The 25,164-nt window shown below is 39.8% G+C and carries 26 protein-coding genes and 5 tRNA genes; 4 read left to right on the top strand and 27 right to left on the bottom strand.

The features are described 5' to 3' along the window. Nucleotides 1-46: 46 nt before the first annotated feature. The 21 genes from nusG to ESY88_RS16445 form a co-directional block, all read right to left on the bottom strand. Nucleotides 47-604 (bottom strand): transcription termination/antitermination protein NusG, encoded by a 558-nt coding sequence (gene nusG / locus ESY88_RS16545; RefSeq protein WP_147087657.1) that lies wholly within the window; start codon nt 602-604, stop codon nt 47-49. 23 nt (nt 605-627) lie between these two features. Then, a complete protein-coding gene (gene secE, locus ESY88_RS16540; protein ID WP_147087655.1) occupies nt 628-819 on the bottom strand; it encodes a preprotein translocase subunit SecE in 192 nt (63 codons plus the stop codon). Nucleotides 820-920: 101 nt separating this feature from the next. Beyond that, nucleotides 921-993 (bottom strand) — tRNA-Trp (locus ESY88_RS16535). A 64-nt stretch (nt 994-1,057) separates the two neighbouring features. Continuing rightward, the gene (gene tuf, locus ESY88_RS16530) at nt 1,058-2,245 is read right to left on the bottom strand and encodes an elongation factor Tu (protein ID WP_147087653.1); all 1,188 of its coding nucleotides are present in this window, start codon (nt 2,243-2,245) and stop codon (nt 1,058-1,060) included. A gap of 60 nt (nt 2,246-2,305) precedes the next feature. Beyond that, a tRNA-Thr gene (locus ESY88_RS16525) sits at nt 2,306-2,377 on the bottom strand. 172 nt (nt 2,378-2,549) lie between these two features. After that, nucleotides 2,550-2,622: transfer RNA gene (locus ESY88_RS16520), tRNA-Gly, on the bottom strand. A 110-nt stretch (nt 2,623-2,732) separates the two neighbouring features. Then, nucleotides 2,733-2,817: transfer RNA gene (locus ESY88_RS16515), tRNA-Tyr, on the bottom strand. 66 nt (nt 2,818-2,883) lie between these two features. Then, nucleotides 2,884-2,957 (bottom strand) — tRNA-Thr (locus ESY88_RS16510). 102 nt (nt 2,958-3,059) lie between these two features. Beyond that, entirely contained in the window at nt 3,060-3,362 is a 303-nt protein-coding gene (gene hpf / locus ESY88_RS16505; protein WP_147087652.1) for a ribosome hibernation-promoting factor, HPF/YfiA family, read from the bottom strand. Nucleotides 3,363-3,390: 28 nt separating this feature from the next. After that, on the bottom strand, nt 3,391-4,281 hold the full coding sequence (locus ESY88_RS16500) for a tyrosine-type recombinase/integrase (protein WP_147087650.1): 891 nt from the start codon (nt 4,279-4,281) through the stop codon (nt 3,391-3,393). A gap of 563 nt (nt 4,282-4,844) precedes the next feature. After that, nucleotides 4,845-5,039, bottom strand: coding sequence for a 30S ribosomal protein S21 (rpsU, locus tag ESY88_RS16495; RefSeq protein WP_147087649.1), 195 nt, complete (start codon nt 5,037-5,039; stop codon nt 4,845-4,847). An 82-nt stretch (nt 5,040-5,121) separates the two neighbouring features. Then, nucleotides 5,122-5,766, bottom strand: coding sequence for a hypothetical protein (locus ESY88_RS16490; protein WP_147087648.1), 645 nt, complete (start codon nt 5,764-5,766; stop codon nt 5,122-5,124). Between the two features lie 19 nt (nt 5,767-5,785). After that, on the bottom strand, nt 5,786-6,427 hold the full coding sequence (locus tag ESY88_RS16485) for an outer membrane beta-barrel protein (protein WP_147087646.1): 642 nt from the start codon (nt 6,425-6,427) through the stop codon (nt 5,786-5,788). Further along, the gene (locus ESY88_RS16480) at nt 6,417-7,058 is read right to left on the bottom strand and encodes a hypothetical protein (protein WP_147087645.1); all 642 of its coding nucleotides are present in this window, start codon (nt 7,056-7,058) and stop codon (nt 6,417-6,419) included. The genes ESY88_RS16485 and ESY88_RS16480 overlap by 11 nt, the downstream gene beginning before the upstream one ends. Nucleotides 7,059-7,233: 175 nt before the next feature. Then, nucleotides 7,234-8,661: a carboxypeptidase-like regulatory domain-containing protein gene (locus ESY88_RS16475; protein WP_147087643.1), complete on the bottom strand. Its 1,428-nt coding sequence runs from the start codon at nt 8,659-8,661 to the stop codon at nt 7,234-7,236. A gap of 782 nt (nt 8,662-9,443) precedes the next feature. Next, nucleotides 9,444-10,610, bottom strand: coding sequence for an acyl-CoA dehydrogenase family protein (locus ESY88_RS16470; RefSeq protein ID WP_147087642.1), 1,167 nt, complete (start codon nt 10,608-10,610; stop codon nt 9,444-9,446). Between the two features lie 20 nt (nt 10,611-10,630). Next, entirely contained in the window at nt 10,631-11,500 is an 870-nt protein-coding gene (locus tag ESY88_RS16465; RefSeq protein ID WP_147087640.1) for a ComEA family DNA-binding protein, read from the bottom strand. A 16-nt stretch (nt 11,501-11,516) separates the two neighbouring features. Further along, nucleotides 11,517-13,397 carry an alanine/glycine:cation symporter family protein gene (locus tag ESY88_RS16460; RefSeq protein ID WP_147129050.1) on the bottom strand — a complete coding sequence of 627 codons (1,881 nt, stop codon included), beginning with the start codon at nt 13,395-13,397 and terminating at the stop codon, nt 11,517-11,519. 107 nt (nt 13,398-13,504) lie between these two features. Then, complete coding sequence (locus tag ESY88_RS16455) at nt 13,505-14,524, bottom strand: potassium channel family protein (RefSeq protein ID WP_147087637.1); 1,020 nt, start codon at nt 14,522-14,524, stop codon at nt 13,505-13,507. Nucleotides 14,525-14,527: 3 nt separating this feature from the next. Further along, complete coding sequence (locus ESY88_RS16450) at nt 14,528-14,755, bottom strand: PspC domain-containing protein (RefSeq protein ID WP_147087636.1); 228 nt, start codon at nt 14,753-14,755, stop codon at nt 14,528-14,530. Between the two features lie 36 nt (nt 14,756-14,791). Next, nucleotides 14,792-16,063: a DUF2851 family protein gene (locus ESY88_RS16445; protein ID WP_147087635.1), complete on the bottom strand. Its 1,272-nt coding sequence runs from the start codon at nt 16,061-16,063 to the stop codon at nt 14,792-14,794. Nucleotides 16,064-16,214: 151 nt separating this feature from the next. On the opposite strand from ESY88_RS16445, the gene ESY88_RS16440 reads away from it, so the two are divergent. Beyond that, on the top strand, nt 16,215-16,697 hold the full coding sequence (locus ESY88_RS16440) for a CIA30 family protein (protein ID WP_147087720.1): 483 nt from the start codon (nt 16,215-16,217) through the stop codon (nt 16,695-16,697). A gap of 6 nt (nt 16,698-16,703) precedes the next feature. On the opposite strand, the gene ESY88_RS16435 is transcribed toward ESY88_RS16440, so the two are convergent. Both ESY88_RS16435 and ESY88_RS16430 read right to left on the bottom strand, forming a co-directional pair. Further along, the gene (locus tag ESY88_RS16435; protein ID WP_147087633.1) at nt 16,704-17,129 is read right to left on the bottom strand and encodes a hypothetical protein; all 426 of its coding nucleotides are present in this window, start codon (nt 17,127-17,129) and stop codon (nt 16,704-16,706) included. Between the two features lie 239 nt (nt 17,130-17,368). Continuing rightward, entirely contained in the window at nt 17,369-18,349 is a 981-nt protein-coding gene (locus ESY88_RS16430; protein WP_147087632.1) for a PLP-dependent cysteine synthase family protein, read from the bottom strand. Nucleotides 18,350-18,763: 414 nt separating this feature from the next. Between ESY88_RS16430 and ESY88_RS16425 the strand changes: the two genes are divergently transcribed. Beyond that, nucleotides 18,764-18,961: a hypothetical protein gene (locus ESY88_RS16425; protein ID WP_147087631.1), complete on the top strand. Its 198-nt coding sequence runs from the start codon at nt 18,764-18,766 to the stop codon at nt 18,959-18,961. Between the two features lie 94 nt (nt 18,962-19,055). Here the strand turns inward: ESY88_RS16425 and ESY88_RS16420 are convergent, their stop codons facing one another. Then, complete coding sequence (locus ESY88_RS16420) at nt 19,056-20,294, bottom strand: ABC transporter permease (RefSeq protein WP_147087630.1); 1,239 nt, start codon at nt 20,292-20,294, stop codon at nt 19,056-19,058. A gap of 8 nt (nt 20,295-20,302) precedes the next feature. Between ESY88_RS16420 and ESY88_RS16415 the strand changes: the two genes are divergently transcribed. Next, nucleotides 20,303-21,562 carry an exo-beta-N-acetylmuramidase NamZ family protein gene (locus tag ESY88_RS16415; protein WP_147087628.1) on the top strand — a complete coding sequence of 420 codons (1,260 nt, stop codon included), beginning with the start codon at nt 20,303-20,305 and terminating at the stop codon, nt 21,560-21,562. A 170-nt stretch (nt 21,563-21,732) separates the two neighbouring features. Here ESY88_RS16415 and ESY88_RS16410 read toward each other — a convergent pair whose 3' ends face one another. The 3 genes from ESY88_RS16410 to ESY88_RS16400 all read right to left on the bottom strand — a co-directional run bounded on the left by ESY88_RS16410 (nt 21,733) and on the right by ESY88_RS16400 (nt 24,540). After that, nucleotides 21,733-22,572, bottom strand: a complete 840-nt coding sequence (locus ESY88_RS16410; RefSeq protein WP_147087627.1) for a hypothetical protein — start codon at nt 22,570-22,572, stop codon at nt 21,733-21,735. Between the two features lie 259 nt (nt 22,573-22,831). Then, a complete protein-coding gene (locus ESY88_RS16405) occupies nt 22,832-23,650 on the bottom strand; it encodes a glycerophosphodiester phosphodiesterase (RefSeq protein WP_223270866.1) in 819 nt (272 codons plus the stop codon). 47 nt (nt 23,651-23,697) lie between these two features. Continuing rightward, nucleotides 23,698-24,540 carry a sterol desaturase family protein gene (locus ESY88_RS16400; RefSeq protein ID WP_147087624.1) on the bottom strand — a complete coding sequence of 281 codons (843 nt, stop codon included), beginning with the start codon at nt 24,538-24,540 and terminating at the stop codon, nt 23,698-23,700. Here ESY88_RS16400 and ESY88_RS21150 point away from each other — a divergent pair. Beyond that, nucleotides 24,530-24,730, top strand: a complete 201-nt coding sequence (locus ESY88_RS21150; RefSeq protein ID WP_189702631.1) for a hypothetical protein — start codon at nt 24,530-24,532, stop codon at nt 24,728-24,730. The genes ESY88_RS16400 and ESY88_RS21150 overlap by 11 nt on opposite strands. Nucleotides 24,731-25,164 lie beyond the last annotated feature (434 nt).

Here is a 25,164-nt window from a genome sequence, read left to right as displayed (position 1 = left end):
TTTTAATAGGAAGCAAAGACTTGCGCTCTATGTGAATGTAACAATATTAAACTTTATCTACTTGCATATAACTCAATTCCAACGGTGTCTTTCTTCCGAAAATCTTAACCATCACTTCAAGTTTACGCTTATCTTCATTTATCTTTTCTACGGTGCCGTCAAATCCGTTGAATGGACCATCAATCACTTTCACCGTTTCTCCAATGATATAAGGGATCGCTGCGTTAGAATCTGCATCAACCGCCAGCTCATCAACCTTACCTAACATTCTATTAACCTCTGATTGTCTTAACGGCACAGGCTCACCACCTTTAGTCTCACCCAGAAAGCCAATCACATTGGTTATGGATTTGATGATGTGCGGAATTTCCCCACTAAGATTGGCCTGAATCATGATATATCCAGGAAAGTAAACACGCTCTTTGTTAATTTTCTTTCCTTTACGGATTTGAACCACTTTTTCGGTAGGCACAAGCACTTGATCCACAAAATCTTCCAAACCAAGCCTAGTGACTTCATTCTCAATATAAGATTTGATCTTGTTTTCTTGACCGCTTACCGCTCTTACAACGTACCACTTTTTATTTACACTTGTCTCAGACATTCTATTTTGTTCTTTTTTAGGTATTACATCAAGTTGAAATACGCCCTGATCACTTCACTAAAAACAGTATCCACTCCCCATATGATAAGTGAAAAAATGATAGAAAATACAGCCACCAAGATGGTTAAGCGTTGCGCTTCTGGCCAAGATGGCCAAGTCACGTTGTTTTTTAACTCGCCAAAGGATTCTTTAATATAGTTTGCCATTCCTGCCATTTGATTTCTTGTTATTATACTTAGAATGTTCTAAGTTTCGGCTAATTGTTGTTGTTTAAAGCTCAATATACATAAGCAAAAAAGCCTTCAACTTAATTTAGCACGGGTTGAGAGACTCGAACTCACGACACCTGGTTTTGGAGACCAGTGCTCTACCAACTGAGCTAAACCCGTAAATATAAATCAAGGCGTCACACTTTTAGTGAGACACCTTAATCAATATTCTTATATTAAATACTTAATCTAATATCTCAGTTACTTGACCAGCACCTACTGTTCTACCACCTTCACGGATTGCAAAACGTAAACCTACAGTCATAGCAATTGATTGGATAAGTTCAACAGTAATTGTCAAGTTGTCTCCTGGCATAACCATTTCAACGCCATCAGGAAGCATGATGTTTCCTGTTACATCAGTTGTACGTACGTAAAACTGTGGGCGGTAGTTATTATGGAATGGCGTATGACGACCACCTTCTTCTTTTTTCAAGACGTAAACCTCAGCTTTAAATTTAGCATGTGGTGTCACAGAACCTGGCTTAACAATAACCATACCTCTAGAGATTTGAGTTTTCTCAATACCTCTCAATAAGATACCTGCGTTATCTCCAGCCTCACCTCTATCCAAGATTTGACGGAACATTTCAATACCAGTAATAGTAGAAGTCAATTTCTCAGCTCCCATACCGATGATCTCAACTGGATCTCCAGTTTTAGCGATACCAGTTTCGATACGACCTGTAGCAACAGTTCCACGACCAGTAATAGAGAATACATCTTCGATAGGCATTAAGAAAGGCTTATCAATTTCACGTAATGGCTCTTCAATCCAAGAATCTACAGATTCCATCAATTGTAAAACTGTATCTACCCATTTTTGCTCACCGTTAAGTGCACCTAGAGCAGAACCAGCAATTACAGGACCATTATCACCATCATATTCATAGAATGACAATAAGTCTCTAATTTCCATCTCTACCAATTCCAATAATTCCTCATCATCAACCATATCCACTTTATTCATGAATACAACCATACGAGGAATACCTACCTGGCGTCCTAAAAGGATGTGCTCACGGGTTTGTGGCATTGGGCCATCAGTCGCAGCAACCACAAGGATAGCTCCGTCCATTTGAGCAGCACCAGTAACCATGTTCTTTACGTAATCCGCGTGACCTGGACAGTCAACGTGAGCGTAGTGACGATTTGCTGTTGCATATTCTACGTGTGAAGTATTGATTGTAATACCTCTTTCTTTTTCTTCTGGTGCGTTATCAATTTGATCAAATGATCTTGCTTCAGAAAAACCTGCATCAGCTAATACTTTAGTAATAGCAGCAGTTAAAGTTGTTTTACCGTGATCTACGTGTCCAATAGTACCTATGTTAAGGTGTGGTTTTGAACGATCGAAAGTTGCCTTTGCCATGTTTAATTTATTTTAATCTTATTTATATTAGTGTTCAATTTAATTCTTACGAAAAAAAAGAGCCAATGACGAGAATTGAACTCGTGACCTCTTCCTTACCAAGGAAACGCTCTACCCCTGAGCTACACCGGCTTATTGGTTTCAGGTTCTAAGTCTGGGATTCAAAGCGAACCATACCAAACTTACTCTACTGAGCGGACAGCATATCGAAATGCTTAAATCCATAAACAAAGTGGAAGACTTAATGTCCTTGTTTTTGTTGAGCCAACGTTCATGCTTTAAGGCGTGAAGACATTCGGCTTTGAGCGAAAGACCGGGTTCGAACCGGCGACATTCAGCTTGGAAGGCTGACGCTCTACCAACTGAGCTACTTTCGCATTTGATGGAAATTTCTAAAATGAAAATCCCAAATTCCAATATTTTAATGAACGCTTCAAACTTTCGCCACTTGCAACAAAGCTTGAGATTCCTGCCTTCGCAGGAATTTTGGTGGGGAGAGCAGGATTCGAACCTGCGAAGACGTAGTCAGCAGATTTACAGTCTGCCCTCGTTGGCCGCTTGAGTATCTCCCCAAAAGTGATTTCAAAATTTCAAACTTAAAATACCAATTTCCAATCTTGGAACTTAGTGTTTTAAAGAGCCGATGGAGGGACTCGAACCCACGACCTGCTGATTACAAATCAGCTGCTCTAGCCAGCTGAGCTACATCGGCTTTTAAACCTTTTTTATATCACAAAAAAAGTCCGCTATTTCTAACGGACTGCAAATGTAAAGATTTATTTATTTAATCAAAACATTTTTTATAAATTTTTTGTTAAGTATGAGCTCTTAATTTCGCTTTTCGTTTTTTTAGCTGTCTTTCCAAACATGAAACCGCCATATCTGTGCCTTCCTCAAAGGTCTTGCATTGCTTTTTAACCACAAAACTATCACCAGGCACATTTACCCGAGCTTCGAATATTTTGTTTTCCTTATCACTTGTTTTTTGCACTTTCAAATACACGTCTGAATGAATGACCTTATCATAAAACAAATCTAGCTTATCCATTCGTCGTTGGATGAAGTCTATTAACTTTTGATCTGCATTAAAATTTACAGATTGGGTGTTTACCTTCATAATCGTTTATTTTTTTGGTTAGACAAAATTATTTTTTACTCCTAGGGTGCGCTTTTGCATACACCTCTTTCAATTTGGCTATGCTATTATGGGTATAGACTTGCGTAGCAGCCAAACTCGAATGCCCAAGAAGCTCTTTGACCGCATTTAAATTTGCACCTTGGTTAAGCAAGTGGGTCGCAAATGAGTGCCTCAAAATGTGCGGACTCCTTTTTACCTTTGAAGATACTAGACTAAAATAGTCATTTATAATTCTGTAAACAAGCATTTCATAGATTTTAACCCCTTTTTTGGTTAAAAATAAGAGATCAGGATCTTCTATGATCTCGCAATTATTTCTGGCCAAAATATAGCGGTTTAGGCTTGCCACTACAGAGGGCAATAACGGCATTAAACGCTCCTTATTTCGTTTGCCCAAAATCTTGACAGTTGCCGCTTGAAGGTCTAGGTCTCTAAGTTTCAATTGCACCAATTCTATTCTTCGGATGCCGGTGGCATAGAACAGTTCTATAATGGCACGATTGCGAAGCCCCTCAAAACTGGTATCGCCATCGAGCAACTCCAAAACTGAAGCCATTTCTTTTTCCGAAAATGGCACTTGTACCTTCTTGCCTGTTTTAAGCGCTCTGTGCTTACTGAGCGGATTGATTTGAAGCTCGCCAATTTTCTGAAGAAACTTGTAGTAGGAATTGAGTGAGGAGATCTTCCGGTTGATGCTTCGGTTGGAAATGCCACTATCCACCAATTTCACGATCCAATTCCTGATCTGAGGATAGTTAACATCGTCTATAGAAGACGTTTCATATTCCGAAGCTATAAATTCTGAAAAACCTTCTAGATCGCTGCGGTAAGCCTTCAGCGTTAATTCTGAATACTTTTTTTCGAAAAGCAAGTAATCTGAAAAAGCGGATATCGACATGGGCTATACTAATAGAGGATTGAAAGTACGAAGAATTGCTGTTTAAAGAAAGGAAAATGGGAAAATAGAAGACGGAAGACAGAAGACGGAAGACAGAAGACAGAAGACAGAAGTTAGAGGCTAGACGCTAGACGCTAGAGGCTAGGGGCTAGGGGCTAGGGGCTAGGGGCTAGAAGTAATTTCAAAATTTTAAACCCAAATTGAAGCCCGGCACTTATTTTCATAAACCTAATACGCTATTCATACCCATAACCAGTGCGCAATCTGTAATCTAAAATGAAAATTCTAAGGTTTCAAAAGCTGTTTATAAGTAGCCACAAAATAGTGTTGGAATTGAAAACCGAAAAACTAACTCCGCGACTTAAACTGAAACTGCAAATGTGAAAGCAAACTGACCCGCCAGCAAAGTCTCAGGGTTTTATGTGGAATTCAAAGCCCAAATCGTAAATCGTAATTCTCAAATCGTAAATTGAATGAGAATAAACTAAAACTAAGACTAAAACCTAATGCTGAAAAAAGAAAATCCCACTAATCAAGCAGGATTTTCAATTATGAAATAAATACTAAACGTTCTCGATATCTCTCAAACCTTGTACATACTGTGCCTTTTGAACTTGAGTTCTGCGCGCAACGGAAGGTTTCGTAAATTGTTTACGCTCATTTAATGAACGCTTTGTGCCCGTTTTATCAAACTTTCGCTTGTAACGCTTTAGTGCACGGTCTATTTGTTCTCCTTCTTTTATTGGAATTATTAACATAGTGTCTTAACCTCCTCTCTTTTAGAATTTTTAAGGCTGCAAATATAGAACGAAATTTAAAAATTCAAAATAAAATATATAATTATTCAAAGTTCCACTCTTTAACTTTAGAAAAGTTGCTGTCTTGCTGAAAAATATCCACTGGATAATACTCTAAAGTATCACTTCGAAAATAAGCTTTATAAAGCCCTTTCAATCCTATTTTAACTGGGTTTATATCAAATAGAGTGGAATCTGTTTCATATAATATATTTCGTATAAATTCTGAGCAATACAACTTGGTAGAGTCATTTAAAGAAATTGATTTGTCAAAAATGATGTTTTTTGCCTCATAGATCCCTATGAGCTCTTTAAGTTTAGACAAGTTTAAAGAATCAATATGTTTTATTTTCCAAAAGCTCGCATAGAAAATTTTCTCTTTGTCAACATCATAGAATTGTTCTAAACTTTGTTCCTTAAAATCGCTTAAGCTATCTTTAGTTTCTATAACATTATAAACTTGCCAATTGTTATTTTTACTCAGCAACAAACCAACATGAGAACTCAAACTGTCTTTCATGTTAAAATCATTCGCTAAGAATCCTTGCTTTGTATTGGTACCACGGTAAGCAATATATACTTGTGTAGAATCACTTACAACACCCTTCCAAAAAAATGATTTGGGCTTACTGTTACAGGATAGTATCAATACAAAAAGACAAGCTGAAAAACAAAAATTAGTTTTCAACTTATCTTTTACTTCATAATTACAGCGCAAATCCCAAACCAATTTCTATAAGATATACATCATTAATTTGAAATTCCTGCTCGGAACTCTTATAGCTATTTATCAAATCGTTCTTTGTTCTAAGACCAAAATTTATCGAATATCTCGAGTCTTGAAATTTATATTTCGCTCCAAAAGCTACTTGATAACCAAAGTTAAAGCCAAGTCCATTTTCACTATCATCCAGATCATCAGCTTCAATTTCTACTGTTGATTTTAAAAGATAACTTCCATAAATGCCAAAATCGGCATATAAGGATAATTTTTCAGCATCATCGTAAGAAATTCGTAAATTAATAGGCAAACTCAAATAATCATTAGATAAGAATAAGTTTTGGTTTGAGCCATTAGCAAAGTTCGAATTCACGTTGGAAAACTCTAAACCCGTATAGAGTGAAAATTGATTGGACAATAAAAATTCCCTACCTAAAAACACTTCTGCAACCGTTGCGTTAGTCTTAGCAACATCTTCAACCTCTAAAGTACCAAAACCGATTCTGGAAGATAACATCCAATCGCCCTCCTCCACATTTTTATTATCCTGAGCTGACAGAGACTGTAAAAAAAGTATGATGCTGAAAAAAATAATATTTCTTAAGGTTATCATATGTTTATTTATCATTTTTAGATGAACTACCAATGATACCTCCTATAATTGCCCCACCCAAAACGCACCAAACGTTACAAATAAATCCTCCTACAATTAAACCAATAAATGCGCCAATACCAGGACCTGCATCAAGACGCTGCATTGATTGCTGTGAATATGCATTGGCAACAGACAACATTTCCTTTTCTGTTAAGCTCAGATTTCCGTAATTTGGATTATTCTCTAAATCTTCTATCCAATTTCCTTCGGCAATTTGAACCAAAGTAATTTTAGCAAAAGATGTCAAAGCGTAATCGTCCAAAACTTGTTCATAACCTCTATCTAGAACATCAGCATATTTATCCACAACCTCTTCTACTAAAACCATATCAAATTCTCCAGCCTCATAACCAAGCATTACTGCATATTGATCTACTAACTCCTGAGTTATTTCATAATCTGTGCCTTTTGACATTTGTAAATTTTCAAAATTCTGATTGACTAAATCAACTGCTTCAAAAATTTTAGCTGCTTTTTTTTGGTAGTCATCACCAACTTTATTTGATTGTACATTCTCTCCAGAGCAAGAAACTACCGTTGGGATTAAAAACACGAAGGTCAAAAAGATTGCAACCATTTTCTGAGTTTGTTTAATCGTTTTCATTTTATTAAGGTTTTATTGATTAATAGGTCACGAAAATTCAAAAAACTTCCCAGAATAAAAAAAAAAAACTATAATTAACAAAATATTAACAAATATGACTACTTGTTGCTCAGTTAATTACGGTTTTCCCGTAACTCCCTAAAGTGTTTTCCTACAAAATATGATTTTAAATTTCTTATTCCTTAAACAATGACGCCCGTTTACTCAAATCGCTAATGAGTTGCTCATCTTCTTCACTTTCCAGTAGAATATTGTAGTTTTCCCAGAAGGATTTGTTGTAGGGTTTTGCTGAAAATATATCGTCATCCCATTTTTGTTGTCGTGCTTCGGCGAGTTTGTCTTTATCCAAAACAATTTCAGAAAACAGGATTTCCTGGACCGTGTAATAATAACGTTCTTCTTTGTTGTAGCGCGCTTCTTCTGCCTTGGAGATTTTTTGAGTTGATTTAATCCCGACGTTTACCAACTTAGGAGTTTCATAATAAACATAATTGGGGTACATTTTATCATCGTACTCGATATAGGTAATGACCAATTTATGATTTACCGTGGTATCGAATAAGCGCTTGCTTCGCACCTTCTGCGCATCGGAAGCTGCCTCAAGCTCATACTCCACCTTCTTGATGGCGTAATTATCATAATAAATGTACAACCAGCCTTTTGGGGTGTAACCTTCATTAAAAATACCTTCGGTGTCTAAACCAACGAATTGTTCTCCACCCTCGATTTGAATTTTGTAGAGTTTGCGATCATTGTCCACCAAAATAGTATCCAATTCGAATTGATGTTTCTTGAGCATGTCCTCCCCAAAAAGTGCCTTGGGATCGTTTGCGTTTCGCACGAGATTCAGTTTGCCCTCGAACAGATTTTGGAGTCCGTTGACGCGTTCATCGTTCCATTTGATGGCTTTTACCAATTGGGCTTTGCTTAAGTTTCTACGGTTAACGTCCTTTGGTTTTATTCGAGAACGTGCACTGGTTTGGTTGGTGTAAGCCACATAAGAAAAAATGCTATCCACGTCGCGCAAATCGTAACTTTTACGCATCTGGTCCACATTTATTTTGAGTTCTTCGGCCGATTTTGAGCCATAGCCAGAATCATAAACCGTAATGGCACTTTCGATAAGCCATTTAAACTCCAACTTGTTGCGCTCCTTATGTCTTAAAAATCCTTTCTGAAGGTACGCGGAATCGGGCATATTTACCACCAGCTTTTCAATGGCCTTCAAGACAATATCATTGCCAGTCTTGGGACGGGTTTCTGCCACAAGCAAAATCTCGTCCAAACTTGCCACATCTTCCTCTAAATAAATCTCGAAGGAATTGTCAAACTCATCAACTGGGACCTTATAGCTCTTATAGCCAATAGAGGAAATCACGAGCGTATCTGTCGCAAATTCATTGGGCACTTGCAATATAAATTTTCCGTCGGAATTACTTACGGTTCCAATGGTGGTTTCCTTGACATAGATGCTCGCACTCTCAATGGGCATCAAGCTCGAAAAATCAACGATCTTGTTCTTGACCTCGGTTTGGGAAAAACTCAAGGCTGTTGACAGCAAAATCAAAACAAGAAGTGTTTTTTTAATGAAAGTAGGTTTCATAGTTGGAGGATTAGGTTGCAGCTTTATAAGCTTTCTTATGGATAATCATATTGGTAAATTGTTGAGCCACTAAAAAAGGAGTTCCGTCTTTATTAAGTCATATTTGTTTTAACAAAATAAAGACCTGTGAGGTTTTAAAAACCTGACAGGTCTGAAATATAAAACTTTTTAAACTAAGCGACAATGATTTAAGTCGCTGGCTTGTAATCTTTCTTGTCGATTAGCATTTTGGCAAATTGAAAAAAATGTTCGCCAAAATGATAATCATTGAAATTAGGTCACTGGTTTGTAGTCTTTCTTGTCGATTAGCATTTTGGCGAATTGAAAAAAATGTTCGCCAAAATGATAATCATTGAAATTAGGTCACTGGTTTGTAGTCTTTCTTGTCGATTAGCATTTTCGCGAATTGAAAACAATGTTCGCCAAAATGATAATCATTGAAATTAGGTCGCTGGCTTGTAATCTTTCTTGTCGATTACCATTTTGGCGAATTGAAAAAAATGTTCGCCAAAATGATAATCATTGAAATTAGGTCGCTGGCTTGTAATCTTTCTTGTCGATTAGCATTTTGACAAATTGAAAAAAATGTTCGCCAAAATGATAATCATTAAAATTAGGTCGCTGGCTTGTAGTCTTTCTTGTCGATTAGCATTTTGGCGAATTGAAAACAATGTTCGCCAAAATGATAATCATTGAAATTAGGTCACTGGTTTGTAATCTTTCTTGTCGATTAGCATTTTGGCAAATTGAAAACAATGTTCGCCAAAATGATAATCATCAAACTAGGTCGCTGGCTTGTAATCTTTCTTGTCGATTACCATTTTGGCGATAATCTCTCTCAAGATTTCTGAAGTGCCGCCGCCGATGGGGCCCAATCGACTGTCTCTGGAAAGTCTTGCCATTGGGTAATCTTCCATATAGCCATAGCCGCCCAAAAACTGAAGACACTGGTAAATGACCTCATCAGACATTTTGGTGCACTGCAGTTTGGACATGGTCGCTTCCTTGACCACATATTCGCCCTTATTCAAACGATAGGCCACAGAATAATTGAACTCTTTACAGATCTCCATTTCGGTATATAAATCGGCAATTTTATGACGCAGTGCCTGAAATTTATCAATCGTTCTACCGAAGGCTTCACGTGTTTTCATATACTCCAAAGCATATTCCAAGGCAAATTCTGCTCTTGCGTGTGCATTGATGCCCATGATCAAACGTTCGAGCGCGAAATGTTGCATGATGTATGGAAAGCCCATATCCTCTTCACCCATTAAGTTGGAGGCAGGGATAGTGACATTGTCAAAAGCAATCTCCCCAGTATCGGAAGCTCTCCAACCCAACTTATCCAATTTGGTTGCTGAAATTCCTGGGGTGTCGCGATCAATCACAAATATACTAAGGCCCTTATTGCCCAACTCTGGTGAGGTCTTAGCGGCAACCACCAAGTAATCACTCAAAACACCATTGGTAATAAAGGTTTTGGAACCATTGATGACATAGGTATCACCTTTCTTAACAGCAGTGCTGCGCATTCCTGCAACGTCACTACCACCAAAAGGTTCGGTTATGCAAAGACAGCCAATCATATCGCCAGCGATGCTAGGTGCCAAATATTTTTCCTTGATGGCTTGGTCGCCTTCTTTATTTAAATGGGTCATGGCCAAATAAGCATGCGCCCATATAGCTGCTGCGAAGCCACCAGAATTTATTTTTTGAAGTTCTTCTAGCAAAATAACTGTATAAAAAAGGTCTAGATCGAGACCACCAAATTCCTCAGGATAAGGAATACCAAAGAAACCCATATCACCGAATTTCTTCCAAATGAAACGTTCAATGTGGCCTGTTTCTTCCCATTTATCAATGTGTGGGACGACCTCTTTCTGTAAAAAATCTTTTAAACTCTGTCTAAATAATTCGTGCTCCTCTGTGAAGTACCTACTGTCCATATCTTGCAATTTTTTTTAATTCAATCAAGTGTCAAATATAACCTAATTATCTCAAATTTCCCGATGGGAAACTCCTTAACTTTTGTTAACTCTTCCAACGAGTTAAAGCCTTCACGCAAGATTCTGGATTCAATGATCTGCTGTGCGATCTCATAATCAATATGGGGAATGGTCACTAATTGATCCAAGGTTGCAGTATTGAGATTTACGGTTTTTATGGGCATTGCAGACTTTACCGTAAACTCGTTGAGCACACGCTCAATAACTTCTGGTGATAGACCATAGACCTCTTTTAGCTGCACGTCGGCAATGAATTTACCGCCCAAACGGGTTCTAAATTCGACTATTCTCACAGAAAGCTTCTCACCAATCCCATTGACTTTTTGCAATTGGGCTGCGGTTGCAACGTTCAAATCCACTTTTTGCTGAAAACTTTTTGGTTTGACCGCACTGGAATAGCCGTAATCGGGTTTTGGCTTCGGATTGGTAACCCATTCGGGAAACTTAAAATTGGGGGATAATACAGCCAGTAGGGAATCGGAAACTTGTGTGACACGTTGAAAGTCTTCCGCAGAATTAATCCACTGATTAGTACTCCTAAAATTGAGCAGGCGATCTATTTCAGCATTACTCATTCCAAGGGAATACCCCTTGAAATCTGTAATGTAATTGGGATTGAACGGATAGATTTTCGGTTTGGCCGCTTCTTGCTTCACCAATTTAAGCGAATCCACTTCCGCTTGAAACAACTCTAAATCTGTTGGGTTGGGCTGGATCTCTTCCGAAGAAAAATCTATGAAAAAATAGGCGCATTGGGCAATAAGGATGAGCAGTAACAATAAAAAAATCCCACTTCTCTGTTTTCTAGTAAACTGGAAGTGGGATTTCATAAGATTATAATTTTACTTAATGCTTATCTGTAAAATCTGTTGCACCATCATCAATGGCCTCACGTTTGGTCTCGATGGCTTTATAGTATTTCTTGAGTTCCTTTTTAATGACTGGAGACAATAATACAACTCCAATAATATTAGGCACGACCATGGCAAAAATCATGGCATCGGAGAAGTTGATTACCGCTCCCAAACTGATTGAAGCGCCAACGACTACGAAGAACAAGAATAATACTTTGTACACTAGGTCTGTGATTTTTCCTTTTCCAAAAAGGTAAACCCAACCTTGCATCCCGTAATAAGACCATGAGATCATTGTGGAAAACGCAAAAAGAATAACCGCTATTGTTAATATTATGGAGAAATGCGGGATTACCGTATCGAAGGCTTGGGCTGTAATTTCAACACCTTCTGTAATCTCAACACCGTATTGCATGAACTGTCCGTCAAAATTGGTAATTACAATCACCAAAGCCGTCATGGTACAAATCACGACCGTATCTATAAAAGGCTCCAATAGCGCAACGATACCCTCACTTGCAGGATACTTTGTTCTAACTGCCGAGTGGGCAATTGCTGCAGAACCAACGCCTGCCTCATTAGAAAAGGCGCCACGGCGAATCCCTTGAATCATCACACCAATCAAACCACCGGCAATGCCCAATCCGGAAAAGGCACCCTGGTAAATCAATACGAAGGCATCGTCAATAAGATGCCAGTTTGCACCTAAAATGATCAAAGATGCCAAAACGTAGATGCCAGCCATAAATGGCACCACTTTTTCAGTGACTTTGGCGATTCTCTTAATACCACCAATAATGACCACCGCTACCAAACCAGCCATGACAAGACCAAAATAAAGTCCTGCATTACTGCCTTCCAATTCAAAAAGTTTCACAAATTGTGCTGCCGCTTGATTGGCTTGGAACATGTTACCGCCTCCAAACGAACCACCGATAACGAAAATGGCAAACAAAAAGGCCAAGACCTTACCAAAACCGCCCATGCCTTTAGTCTTGAGTCCTTTGGTTAAATAGTACATGGGGCCACCGTAAACGGTACCGTCTTCGCCAACATCCCTGTATTTAACACCCAAGGTACACTCGGCAAATTTTGAGGCCATCGCTAAAAGTCCAGCCACGATCATCCAAAAGGTTGCTCCTGGGCCACCAATGGACAATGCCACCGCAACACCAGCAATATTCCCTAGACCAACCGTTGCTGATAATGCAGCCGTTAGGGCTTGGAAGTGACTCACTTCGCCATCGGCACTATCATCTCTTATGGTCTCAATAATATTCTCACCTTCATTTTCTGTTTGATCGCCATAAAGGGTATCTACTCCATGCTTTTCAATGTCCTCATATTTACCACGAACCACTGCAAAGGCTGTTGTAAATCCCGTGACGTTTATAAACTTAAAATAAATGGTGAAAAAGAGTGCACCACCTATCAATACAATAAGCACCCAAGGAATACTTGCATAGGGCGCTTGTGCCATTAAAGTCACACTAGGATTTGACGACATATCGCTGATGGGAATGACAAGACTGTTCTCATCGCGTATCGTGAGATCATTGCCGCTCTCAATCGTTATTAGCGTCGCTATTCTATTGCTTGGCAGTCTAATCCCGGTAATATGGACCGTATCGTTTTCAACGGTCTTGATGTATTTGACAGGGTCTTCTTTAGTAAGGTCCAACGAAATTTCCTCGCTTATTTCACCGAAAGGAATTTCAGCAAAAATACCATCAACAAACCAACCGGTGTAGTTCTTGAAAGTGGCATCTATTTTTTGGGAGGTGCTAAGCTCATCTTTTTGTAAATCGGTTTCTTGGGAAAATATTAAAATGGGTAGAATTGCGATGAAAATGGAAAGAAGATATTTCTTCATTTGTGATTGGTTTAGTTATTTAGTAATGTTAGTTGCTTTTTCGCCGCACAAGATGCTAAAAAATTTTTGAAATTTTAAGGATTGCCATGTTAAAATGAAAATGCATTTTAGCCAATATCATATAAGGAATTCAACTTTTGAATCTGTTCTGGTTTACCCAAGACGATGATTTTGGAGTCTGGCACCAAACTTTGGTCGGCTTCGGGGTTCACGATGTACTCACCATTTACATCTTTATAACCTATGACCGTACACCCGGTTTTACGTCTCAAGTCCAAATCTTTAATGGTTTTGATGCTCGAGGCATTGTATAGTTTTTCTATTGGCACTTCCTCAATATTGATATTTGATTTTCCCACGATGGCAAGGTTATCGATAAACTCAATCAAATCGGGCACCACCACCAGAGAGGCCATGTGGTCGCCGCCAATACGATCGGGCAAGATAACGTTGTCGGCACCCGCAAGCTTCAGCTTTTGGTAAGAGGTTTCCTGTGAGGCACGACTAATAATGGTCAAATTGGCTTTCATCTGTCTTGCGGAAAGCACCACAAACAAATTATCGGCATCATTGGGCAAGGCCGTAATTAAGGTATTGGCACGGGCAATGCCTGCTTGGATTAGAATCTCATCCTCATTGGCATTTCCAAGGACAAAGGGAATTTCATCTGTTTGAGACTTATCCATAAGTTCCTTATTCTTTTCAATGATCACAAAGGTTTTTCCGTAGGCCAACAATTTTTTGGCAGCCTGTTTCCCATTTCTTCCGTAACCACAAATAATGATATGGTCACTAAAGCCATCTATCCTTTTTTGCATTTTTCTCTGTTTTTGTTCTTCAAAATTGTTTTTACTCAAAATATATTCAGTAATCACGGTAATCGCATACCCCAAAACGACCACGCTCGAAAGGATGAGAAAGATCGTAAAGAGTTTGGCGTTCGCATCTAATGGTTGTACCTCTCCATAACCCACCGTAGTGATGGTAATAACGGTCATGTAAAGCGCATCGATCCATGAATAATCAGATATGACCCGGAAGCCCAAAACGCCAATCACGAGCATAAGCACCAACAAAAAAAGTGCGGTGTAAAGCTTTACTTTAAAAAATCGAACTAAGGGATTCATAGGCTATAGGTCAAAAACAGAGCTGCGCTTGGTATATACAATATCCTTGATGCGCATCCAAAACGCAAAGAAAAGGTACAATGTAAAGCCAAAACCCAAAGTCACAAAAGTGAGGTACATGAAAGTGGTCCTAACCACCTTCGCTCTAATCCCCAAACGGTCTGCGATGCGTTGGCAAACGTAATAGCCTCGTTTTTGAGAGTAATATAACATTTTGTAAAACCACTTCATGCTGCAATTTAGGTTTTAGTTAACGAGTGTTAAAATTTATTTTCCTAAAAGTGAATTGCCAATGGCACATCGCAAACATTGATTGGTATCACAATAATTGGTTTTAAGCTGAATCAATGCCTGTGAATCCATGGCGCTGCTCGCCACAACTTTTAGGCTATTGAAGCCTTTGCTAATGCTGTTTTTCTCGGCCTCAATTTCTGAAATCAATTCAGAAATCTCTTGCACCACAGATTGCCCTTTATGCCTGGCGTAACTGAATTTTATAGGAAGAATCGTATTGATGACCAGTAAATCCACAAAGGCTTTGGTCAATTTTTTAGCGGAAGCTTTAGAACATTTGCTGAAGGTGTAATGGCTTTTCCAAAATTCGGAAGTAGTCACTTCAAACAGTTCATAAAAATCGGCCATGCTCTTGGCAGCAATGAGCTCTGATAACAAATGTTGCTCTTTATGATAAAGCATGGCCAATTGTGACAGGCGTATTGTTGGAAAATTAGGCGGTCGCAGTCTGAAAAACTGAAAGGGCATCACGTGTGAGTTCTCCAACTGAAACTTTTGTTTCAAGAATTCGTACTCCTTTTGCAATGCTACTTGGTAAGATACATCGGTAGCATGTTCCAAAAGTCCGGCCTGACCGAAAAACAAGGCCTCTAAGGCCATTTGTTTGTTTTGGGTTTTTCTAATTACCGAGAAATCCATGGAACTCGCCATGCTCAAAAAGGCCTCTCCATTGACTTTGAGTCCGAAACTTTTCGCCAGCAGTTTAAATAACACCGCTTCCCAATCATTTTTTGAAGCGGTCAAAAGCGCCTCCACCCGATTCGCCTTAACTTCCAAGCGTTCAAAATAAAGACGCTGCAACCAATTGGAAATGATGAAATCATCAACCGCTGCAAAATCGGTTTCGCAATTGATCCATTGGTGCTTTGCGGAAAAAAGGCGTTTGTAATTTTCAAAAACGCCTTGGTTGATAACTTGTTTGAGTTCCAGGGTGGGAATTTCAGAATTGTCTTTTCTGAATATGTCTGAATCATGCTCATACACCACATGCAAAATCACGTTATCATAGGCCACATCCTGCTCGTGGTGGTGGGCGTACCAATCGCTGCTCTTGATATGGATCTCTACATTGCCAGCCCATAGTTGATCGCCAATGCTCAATTGCGCATTGAAAAAATCGGGGCCTGAGTTGTAGTTATGCCGTCCTACCGAAACAATCCGGATGGGCTGCTGCTTGCTTGTCTTGAGATTGAGCACGTCTATTTTTTTGTGTTTCCAGACGTAATGTAGAAAATCCTCTTGCATGATTAAATATAATCATTTCGTCTAAGATTCTCACGCAAAAAGCTTTAACGGTTTTTTTTGTTGGCATTGGTTTCAAATTTTGTAAATTCATCAAAAGGAATTCCACTTGAAAGCACTTCTACTCGTATTAACTTTAATAACCATTTCAACTATGACACTTTTTGATTTCACCCCCAACGCTGATGTTTCCAATTGGAAAATTATTGATGACGTTGTGATGGGCGGTCGCTCTAACGGCGATTTTAAGCTCAACGCCAAAGGTTACGGAGAATTTTATGGACGCATCTCTTTAGAAAACAATGGCGGTTTCTCATCCCTACGCTACAATTTCAAAACAAAGAGCAGCAGCGATTTTTCTAAATTCATATTGAAAATCAAGGGCGATGGAAAAAACTATCAATTTCGCGTGAAAACCAATAGAAGCGACGATGCCTCTTATGTCTTTGAGTTCGAGACTACCAAAGAGTGGATGACCATAGACATCCCATTTAATAAGATGCAACCACAATATAGAGGCCGCAAATTAGACCGCCCCAACTATCCTGGAAAAGAAATGGAAGAGGTTACTTTTTTAATTGGCAACAAAAAGGAGGAGTCCTTCATGCTACTCATGGATTGGATAAAATTGGAATGAAAACCTTTAAATTTCGGCTGCAGTTACTTCGCTTAACTTGAGATAATGGTTTCTGCCAAAAGTTATAAAATATAACGGATAGCAAAATGTAAGCACTGTGCCCACTATCAAAAAATATAATTTCAAATCAAAGACATATTTGCCAATCAAATAAGAACCAAAAAAGAGGAGCATAACAATCCCAGCTACAGAACCGTATTTGAACCCAGCCAATGCTAAGGTTTGAGTTTGGGAGTCTTTGAGGTCAATGCTTTTTATCTGACTTCCGCACCAATCTATTTTTGCAGATACTTCATGCCGGCCAGCTAACACCTCGTAGCTTTGTGATTCGCCATTGGCTATGCTGCCCACCCTAATACCATCAATATAGACGCCTATTTTTCGGGCTTTATTGTTCGTTTCAGATTTGCGATTTATGGTTAGTTTGGGCATCGTCTATAAATTTCGATTCAATCTTTTGATTCTACAATGGCCTTTCCCTACTTAGGCCTTTTAGAACTAGGACCAAAAACAAGGATGCCCTAAAACAATATTCGTCTATACACTACTATTTCGATAGCCTATTTAAGACGCGTCCTAGGTAATAAATCGTTTCGTCCTATGTAGACCATGATAGTATGAGCTAGGTAAATTAGATGTCTACGCCAGAAATAAGGATATAACCAGAGGTACTACTCTATAAATCCTTGGGCACGCATCCAATCGTTGTTGTAGATTTTCCCTACATAACGACTCCCATGGTCATGGAATAGGACCACCACCACGTCATCTTTGGTAAAATGTTCCTTTAATTGCAGCACGCCCTTAATGGCCGCTCCTGCACTATTGCCCAAGAACATGCCTTCTTCACGTGCCAATCTTTGGGTGTAAACAGCAGCATCTTTATCGGTTACCTTAGTAAACCCATCAATAACCCCAAAATTAACGTTCAGAGGTAAAATATCTTCGCCAATACCTTCGGTAATATAAGGATAGATTTCATTTTCATCAAAAATACCGGTTTCGTGATACTTCTTAAATACCGAACCATAGGTATCAACCCCCCAAATCTTGATCTTGGGATTTTTCATCTTAAGGTAAGAGCCCACCCCTGAGATGGTTCCACCAGTGCCCACACCAACTACAAAATGGGTCACTTTGCCGTCGGTCTGTTCCCAGATTTCTGGACCAGTGCTCTTAAAATGTGCAGTACAGTTACTCGGGTTATCGTATTGATTCACGTACCAGGAATTTGGGGTCTCCTCGCCCAAACGCTTGGAAACGGAATAATAGCTTCGTGGATCGGTAGGCGGAACATCATTTGGACATACCACTACCTCTGCACCCACAGCCCTAAGAACGTCCATTTTTTCCTTGGATTGTTTGTCACTGATCACAAAAATGCATTTATAGCCTTTCACGATTGCCGCCAAGGCGAGCCCCATTCCGGTATTGCCAGATGTGCCTTCAATGATGGTGCCTCCTGGTTTTAGGCGACCGTCGGCTTCGGCATCTTCAATCATTTTGACAGCCATGCGGTCTTTTACAGAATTCCCTGGATTAAAGGTTTCGTATTTTGAAAGCACCAAACATGGTAATTCGGCGGTCAATTTATTGAGCTTCACCAGTGGCGTGTTGCCAATGGTTTCTAATATGTTTTCTGCGTAGGTCATTTTTATTAAATCTTTTAGTACTTAATTGTGCTGTGTTTCAAATCAACAACAGCAAAAATATCAACTTGCCGGTGTTTAGCGTTCGCAAAATTAGTGAAATCTCAACGCGCGACGTACAAATTGGCATTTTTTTGAGGATAATCGCTGCTAGCAAGGCATAAACATGCTTGTACACTACAATATTAGGCAGTCATTTATTGGCAACAGACGCCTGTCGAAAACATCCAAGGCGCATCCAAGTACCGTAGCGAAGTCTATCATTAGATTTTATCCGCCCACTTTTCTTGCGTTGCGTCTTAACCCTAAAAGATCCAAAATCAGGAATTCTAAAATTAAACAAGCAAAATGGTCAAACCAGTGATTTTAGAAGCGTAAAATAATTGTGAATAACAGCTAAACTTTCAAAGAGCGCTCTTGGATTTCCGCCTTAGGGACCTGCCTTCCGGCGGGCAGGCGGCAGTGGCATCCTTTATAGGCCGCCATAAAACGCAGTGGTATGGCTGCCTAAAAAGATATGACGAACAGCCCGACGCTTGGGCCACTTTTGGGTGGGCAAGGGTAAGGCCCGAAAAAAAAGTATTAAGTACGCTTCGCTTTGAGTACAAAGAATAAAGACCGGAGACTGGAGACAGGAGACTGGAGACTGGAGACAGGAGACAGGAGACCGGTGACTGGAGACCGGAGACAGGAGACTTAATTATAATGCCTATTGAAATCGCATCGCTTTTACTGGAGAAATCTTGGTAATAATATACGAGGGAATCAGCATCATTGCCAAACAGGCCACAAAGGTGCCCAGGTTTAAAAGCAGCAGGTAATCCCAACCAATATGTACGGGAATCACGCTGACGTAATACTGTTCAGGGTTCGGGAATTTAAGGATTTCGAAGTATTGCTGGGCAAAGAGAAGCGCCAAACCTATTAGGTTGCCCCAAAACAGCCCGAGACCAATAAGATACGTGGCGTTGATCAAGAATACTTTTCTAATGCTCCAATTGTTGCTACCCAGTGCCTTTAAAACACCAATCATTTGGGTGCGCTCCAAAATGAGAACCAAGAGCGCAGTGATCATGTTGATGCCAGCCACGATGATCATGATGGCGATGATGCCATAGGTGTTATTGTCGAAAATCTTGATCCATTCAAACGTGGTTTGGAATTTCTCCTCTATATTTTGGGTGTTTAGCAGTGGTGGGATGGCATTGCGAATTTCGGTTTCCTTTTGAAATAACTGGCTAAAATCATCCAGAAAAATCTCGAAATTCCCAACTTGGTCTTTTCCCCATTTATTCATGCGTTGGATGTGCGCCAAATCGCCAATCATAAAGGTTTTATCTATTGTGTTGAAGCCAGAATTGAAAATGCCCACAATCTTAAAACGTCGCTGAAACGGAATCTCTTCAATACTTTCCTTGCCAAAAACGGTTTGAAAACTATCGCCCAATTCAAACTGTAAACGGTTGGCCAGATAACTGGAAATGACCACATCGCCACTGTAACCTTTTCCATATTTTGGCAGTTGCCCTTCCACTAAAAAATCCTCAAGATAAGACCAGTCGTAATCTGCACCAACCCCCTTGAGCACAATGCCTTCAAAATCGGTCTCTGTGCGAATCACTCCAAATTTTGTTGCTACCGCCTGAATGTGCTTGATGCCTTCTACGGAAGTGAATTTCGGATAAAAATCCTGGTTCGTGGAAATGGATTTAATGGACTCGTTGGAAATATTCCCGTCGTATTTTGAGATAGTGATGTGACCATTAAAGGCCACCACTTTTTCTCGAACCTTTTTTTGAAGGCCGAGCCCTGTGGCAATGGCAATAAGCATTACAACCATACCAATAGCGATCGCGGAAATCCCAATTTTTATAATTGGTGCCGAAACACTACTTTTATACGCTTTACTGCCAATGATACGTTTGGCTAAAAAAAACTCGAAATTCAAAATTTGCTATGCATTTATCGAAATCCAAAAATAGGGTTTTCCCTGTAATAATAGTGCTGCTTTTAGTATTGATTTCCTGCGGGAATGGTTCTAAGTCTGCGGCCCAGAATACGAAAGCTGAAAATGAAAGCAGCAAGACCGAAACCACAAAGTTGGAGTCCAATATCGTGGTTGCTGCCAATAGAACTGAAGCTTATTTGCCAATGCTCAAAGGCAAGCGGGTAGGTATTGTTGCCAATCAAACCTCGGTTATTTTTGCTGAAAACAAAGCCACGGGAACCCATTTAGTGGATTCGCTGAAGCAACTGCAAGTAAACATCAAGTGCGTATTTGCGCCAGAACATGGCTTTCGTGGCGAAGCCGATGCTGGCCAGTTGATTACCGATGGCGTTGACCCCAAAACCCAACTGCCCGTGATCTCCCTTTACGGAAACAACAAAAAACCAACGCCGAAGCAATTGGAGGGCATTGAGCTTATGATTTTTGATATTCAAGATGTGGGGGCGCGTTTTTACACCTACATCTCGACCTTGCATTACATCATGGAAGCCTGTGCGGAAGCAAAAATCCCTTTGCTTATTTTAGACCGACCAAATCCCAACGGTTATTATGTGGACGGCCCCATTCTAGAACCTCAACACAAAAGCTTTGTGGGCATGCATCCCATTCCTGTGGTGCATGGCATGACCATCGCCGAGTACGCGCAGATGATCAATGGCGAAAAATGGTTGAAAGACGGTTTGCAATGTGAACTTTCCATAATACCCATGAAAAATTACAATCATGATAAGCGCTATAGCTTGCCTATTAAGCCTTCGCCTAACTTGCCAAATGACCAAGCGATCAACCTCTATCCCAGCCTTTGCTTTTTTGAAGGCAGCAATGTGAGCGTGGGAAGAGGCACTACCAAACAGTTTCAAATCTTTGGAAGCCCGTATTTGGATAAATCGAAGTATGAGTTTAGTTTTTTTCCCTCCCCCAAACCTGGAGCCAGCAATCCAAAGCATGATGGTAAGCTTTGCTACGGAAGGGATTTGAGTACTCACGAACGTTTGGAGCAACTGGATTTGAGTTTCCTAATTACAGCTTATAAAAATAGCATTGACAAATCGCTGTTCTTCACTGATTTTTTTACCAAGCTGGCAGGCACGAAAACTTTGGAAGCACAGATCAAGGCCGGAAAAACAGAGCAGGAGATTAAAGCCTCCTGGGAAGAAGGACTGGCTGCGTTTGAGAAAACTAGGGAAACGTACTTGATTTATGACTGATGTTCACTGCCGGCAGGCAGGTTCAAGGTTCAAGGTTCAAGGTTCAAAATTCAATATTCAATATTCAATATTCAATATTCAAGGTTGGGATTTTTAGATCTGCACTTTGTGCTTCGTACTTCGTGCTTTTAACTTTTAACTAATTTTTGCGTTGTTGCACTGAAATCCTACTAATCGTAGGGCTTTCCGTTGGGTCTTAGGTGCGTGCTTCTGTAATCGTCTCGGGTTTGCACATGGTCACGGTCTTGGTTGGAAAGATCATAAGGTTGAATGCCTTTGCGTCCACTTTCAAAATAAATACTATTGCTATCAAAAGTTTCTCCATTTTGTGAGCCCTTGGAGCCCGTTCCAAATCTTGAATCCATAGGAATGATTTTGGAAGATAAGCCCGTGGAGGCGAGATCATAATCTCCATCCCCAGATTGCCCAAACCCTTTGGTTGACGTATCCATGAGCCCAGGAGGCCTCGCATTTTGAGCATTGGTGTTTAAATCAAAATCTGAGGCGTTGATGGCCATATCACTAAACTTACTGCTTTGGTTGGGGTCAAGCGACTTTTCATCGGCTCGTTTAAATGCAGCGGCTTTGGGTCTGAAATTGATATCGGCCAGAATAGCTGGATCCTCAATTTTATCGACTGTTTTTATGATATTGTTGAATTTGGATAAGCGATCGACCCGAAAAACGATGATGCGATCTATTTGATAAAACATGACGCTGTAGCTTCCCAAAGGCAAATCGGTAAGTGCAATTTTACCTTTCTTTACCGCTGGCTTGAAATAAAAGGTCTTATCATACTTTTGCTCTTCATTGAAAAACCGAATCTTACTAAACAAGAGATCGTTTTCGAGCAATAAGGAATCACGAGAAACCGAGAGTTCTTCGGTCAAGCGATCAGCTAAAGGGTTTATGTTTTTTTTGAGCAAGGTATGCACATTATCTTGTGCAAAACCGCTGGCACTGAAAAGCAGTAGGCAACCAAGAACAAATAAAAATGGTTTTAGGTTCATAGAAAAAGCATTAAACTTGTTCACGATTGGGGTCATTTACAGTTTTAATAAATACGTCGATTGCTCATATTTGGACTATCAAAAACGTATTTCGGGCAAAATTAAGCATAACATTTCAAGCCCTCAAATTATAGGGTCAAGCATTGGCAATGCAACGACAAATGACCTTTTAAACAGAATTTGAGCATTAAGCCGAAGGCTAATATACACTATATTACTCTAAATCAATTAAAAAGAATCTCAAAATACATTCAAGAAACTAATTTGAATTATTCATACTTATGACTCTATCGGGATAATCGGAAATAATCCCGTCCACATCAAAAGCCAACATACGCAGAATATCGGCTTCCGTATTTACCGTCCAAGGGATGATTTGATAACCCATTTGTTGATATTCTGAAACCCACTTTGCCTCCAGCAATTCAAAGTACGGACTTATAACATCTGGCTCAAAAGACAGCAACTCCAGTTTTTTGGAAATCGATTCGTCTTCATCCACCAGCAGCGCAGATTTTACTGAAGGCGCAGTGGCATGAAACAGTTCCAAAGCCCTCACATCAAAAGACTGCAAGGTGGTTCTCTCCAGAATGCCTTCCGCAGTAATGATCTTTAAAACCAAAGCCACGTAGGCTTCAACGCTTGGCGTAAAAACACCATCGGTTTTGGGGCTGCTCTTGATTTCGATGTTGTATTGAATCTTGTGTCCCGATTGTGTTTCCGCCAAGGCAATCACTTCAGTAAGCAAAGGCTTATATACCTTTTGTTTGATCTGGTTTGGAAATCTCGGGTGAGGCTTGCTTCCGCAGTCATACTTTTTAATGCTATCATAAGGCATTTGATACAAATTGTAGGACAGTTCATTCGCTTCAGTAATTGGTTTTCCAGATAAATCAAGCGCAATCTCATGATTTAAATAGGGTTCATGAGACACGACCACTTTATTATCTGCAGAAATGATAACATCAAGCTCCAAGGTGGTCACACCCAAATCCAAGGCTTTTTGAAAGGCTGGCAAAGAATTTTCTGGCAAGAGACCGCGACAGCCGCGATGCCCTTGAATATCGATTTTTTTCATGGATTTGCAATTAAAAACCATAAGAACACATAAAACCAACACCCTTCTCATTGTTCTGATATCTTAGCATTGGTGGGTTTTCGGTACTTATGAAACGGTTGCTTGAGCAGCGTACTGATTTTTCCGTTGGCCACCTCATCCGGAAAGGTATCAACACCATAAACGATGTTGTCCCGGTCCAATATCATAAAAGTCCCGAAGAGGCGGTCCCAGATGGAGAAAATGTTTCCGAAGTTAGAATCGGTATAAGGCAACACATAATGGTGGTGCACCTTATGCATGTCTGGCGAGACCAAGACATAACTCATAAGCTTATCCAATTGACGTGGCATTTTGATATTGGCGTGCGTAAATTGCGTGGCCACCAAAGATAGGGATTGGTATAAAAACACAATGGCGATTGGGGTGCCCACGATAAAAACACCTGCCAACGTAAACCCAAACCGGATCACACTTTCCAGTGGATGGTGGCGATTGGCAGTGGTGGTGTCTACATTATGATCGGTATGATGCACCAAATGCACCATCCACAGTGGTTTGACCTTATGCTCTACATAATGCGCTAAATACGCCCCAATAAAATCGAGCAACAGCACACCCAGCAACACATAGCCCCATAACGGCAAGTTGGGAATCCAATTGATGATGCCAAAATTATGCGTCGTGACCCAATCTGCAGTGAAAATGAGCAGAAATGCCAAGCTGAAATTAACAACAATGGTAGTCAAGGTAAGGAAAATATTTGGCCAAGCATGCTGCCATTTTTTGTATTTGAAATTGAACAAAGGCAGCGTTCCTTCCAACACCCAAAAAAACGTCAACCCACCCACAAGTATCAAGCTTCTGTGCAATGATGGGATGGTTTCAAAATAGTTGATGATGGATTCCATAGGTCGATTTTTTTATAAAGATACGGAAAAGGGAGATGAAGATGAAGATGAAGATGAAGATGAAGATGAACTTGAACTTAAAATTGAAATTGAAATAAAGACCGAAGACGAAGATGAAGATGAACTTGAACTTGAACTTGAACTTGAATTTGAATTTGAAATAAAGATCGAAGACCGAAGACGAAGATGAATTTTAAGACGATCCCGATAGCTATCGGGAGAAGATGAAGATGAAGACGAAGACGAAGACGAAGACGAAGACGAAGATGAAGACGAAGACGAAGACGAAGACGAAGATGAAGACGAAGACGAAGACGAAGACGAAGATGAAGACGAAGATGAAGATGAAGATGAAGATGAACTTGAAATTGAAATTGAAATTGAAATAAAGACCGAAGACCGAAGACGAAGATGAAGTTGAAGATGAACTTGAACTTGAATTTGAATTTGAAATAAAGACCGAAGACCGAAGACGAAGATGAAGACGATCCCGATAGTGGAGTGTCTACATTTGCTGTGACGAATTTATCTAGTCCGAAAACTATAACTTTGTATTATGAGAAGAAATTTCGACAATGAATTTAAAACAACTGTGGTAGAATTGCTGCAGGCAGGTAAAAGTGT

The organism is Subsaximicrobium wynnwilliamsii (assembly GCF_007997225.1).
GTDB lineage: Bacteria > Bacteroidota > Bacteroidia > Flavobacteriales > Flavobacteriaceae > Psychroserpens > Psychroserpens wynnwilliamsii.
Note: the sequence above shows the minus strand (reverse complement) of the source record. Positions and strands in the feature narration are given on the sequence as shown.

Coding starts and splice junctions, on each gene's coding strand:
- nusG (WP_147087657.1), bottom strand. CDS start 604: ATGTCTGAGACAAGTGTAAATAAAAAGTGGTACGTTGTAAGAGCGGTA.
- secE (WP_147087655.1), bottom strand. CDS start 819: ATGGCAGGAATGGCAAACTATATTAAAGAATCCTTTGGCGAGTTAAAA.
- tuf (WP_147087653.1), bottom strand. CDS start 2,245: ATGGCAAAGGCAACTTTCGATCGTTCAAAACCACACCTTAACATAGGT.
- hpf (WP_147087652.1), bottom strand. CDS start 3,362: ATGAAGGTAAACACCCAATCTGTAAATTTTAATGCAGATCAAAAGTTA.
- ESY88_RS16500 (WP_147087650.1), bottom strand. CDS start 4,281: ATGTCGATATCCGCTTTTTCAGATTACTTGCTTTTCGAAAAAAAGTAT.
- rpsU (WP_147087649.1), bottom strand. CDS start 5,039: ATGTTAATAATTCCAATAAAAGAAGGAGAACAAATAGACCGTGCACTA.
- ESY88_RS16485 (WP_147087646.1), bottom strand. CDS start 6,427: ATGATAAATAAACATATGATAACCTTAAGAAATATTATTTTTTTCAGC.
- ESY88_RS16480 (WP_147087645.1), bottom strand. CDS start 7,058: ATGAAAACGATTAAACAAACTCAGAAAATGGTTGCAATCTTTTTGACC.
- ESY88_RS16475 (WP_147087643.1), bottom strand. CDS start 8,661: ATGAAACCTACTTTCATTAAAAAAACACTTCTTGTTTTGATTTTGCTG.
- ESY88_RS16470 (WP_147087642.1), bottom strand. CDS start 10,610: ATGGACAGTAGGTACTTCACAGAGGAGCACGAATTATTTAGACAGAGT.
- ESY88_RS16465 (WP_147087640.1), bottom strand. CDS start 11,500: ATGAAATCCCACTTCCAGTTTACTAGAAAACAGAGAAGTGGGATTTTT.
- ESY88_RS16460 (WP_147129050.1), bottom strand. CDS start 13,397: ATGAAGAAATATCTTCTTTCCATTTTCATCGCAATTCTACCCATTTTA.
- ESY88_RS16455 (WP_147087637.1), bottom strand. CDS start 14,524: ATGAATCCCTTAGTTCGATTTTTTAAAGTAAAGCTTTACACCGCACTT.
- ESY88_RS16450 (WP_147087636.1), bottom strand. CDS start 14,755: ATGAAGTGGTTTTACAAAATGTTATATTACTCTCAAAAACGAGGCTAT.
- ESY88_RS16445 (WP_147087635.1), bottom strand. CDS start 16,063: ATGCAAGAGGATTTTCTACATTACGTCTGGAAACACAAAAAAATAGAC.
- ESY88_RS16440 (WP_147087720.1), top strand. CDS start 16,215: ATGACACTTTTTGATTTCACCCCCAACGCTGATGTTTCCAATTGGAAA.
- ESY88_RS16435 (WP_147087633.1), bottom strand. CDS start 17,129: ATGCCCAAACTAACCATAAATCGCAAATCTGAAACGAACAATAAAGCC.
- ESY88_RS16430 (WP_147087632.1), bottom strand. CDS start 18,349: ATGACCTACGCAGAAAACATATTAGAAACCATTGGCAACACGCCACTG.
- ESY88_RS16415 (WP_147087628.1), top strand. CDS start 20,303: ATGCATTTATCGAAATCCAAAAATAGGGTTTTCCCTGTAATAATAGTG.
- ESY88_RS16410 (WP_147087627.1), bottom strand. CDS start 22,572: ATGAACCTAAAACCATTTTTATTTGTTCTTGGTTGCCTACTGCTTTTC.
- ESY88_RS16405 (WP_223270866.1), bottom strand. CDS start 23,650: ATGAAAAAAATCGATATTCAAGGGCATCGCGGCTGTCGCGGTCTCTTG.
- ESY88_RS21150 (WP_189702631.1), top strand. CDS start 24,530: ATGGATTCCATAGGTCGATTTTTTTATAAAGATACGGAAAAGGGAGAT.
- ESY88_RS16400 (WP_147087624.1), bottom strand. CDS start 24,540: ATGGAATCCATCATCAACTATTTTGAAACCATCCCATCATTGCACAGA.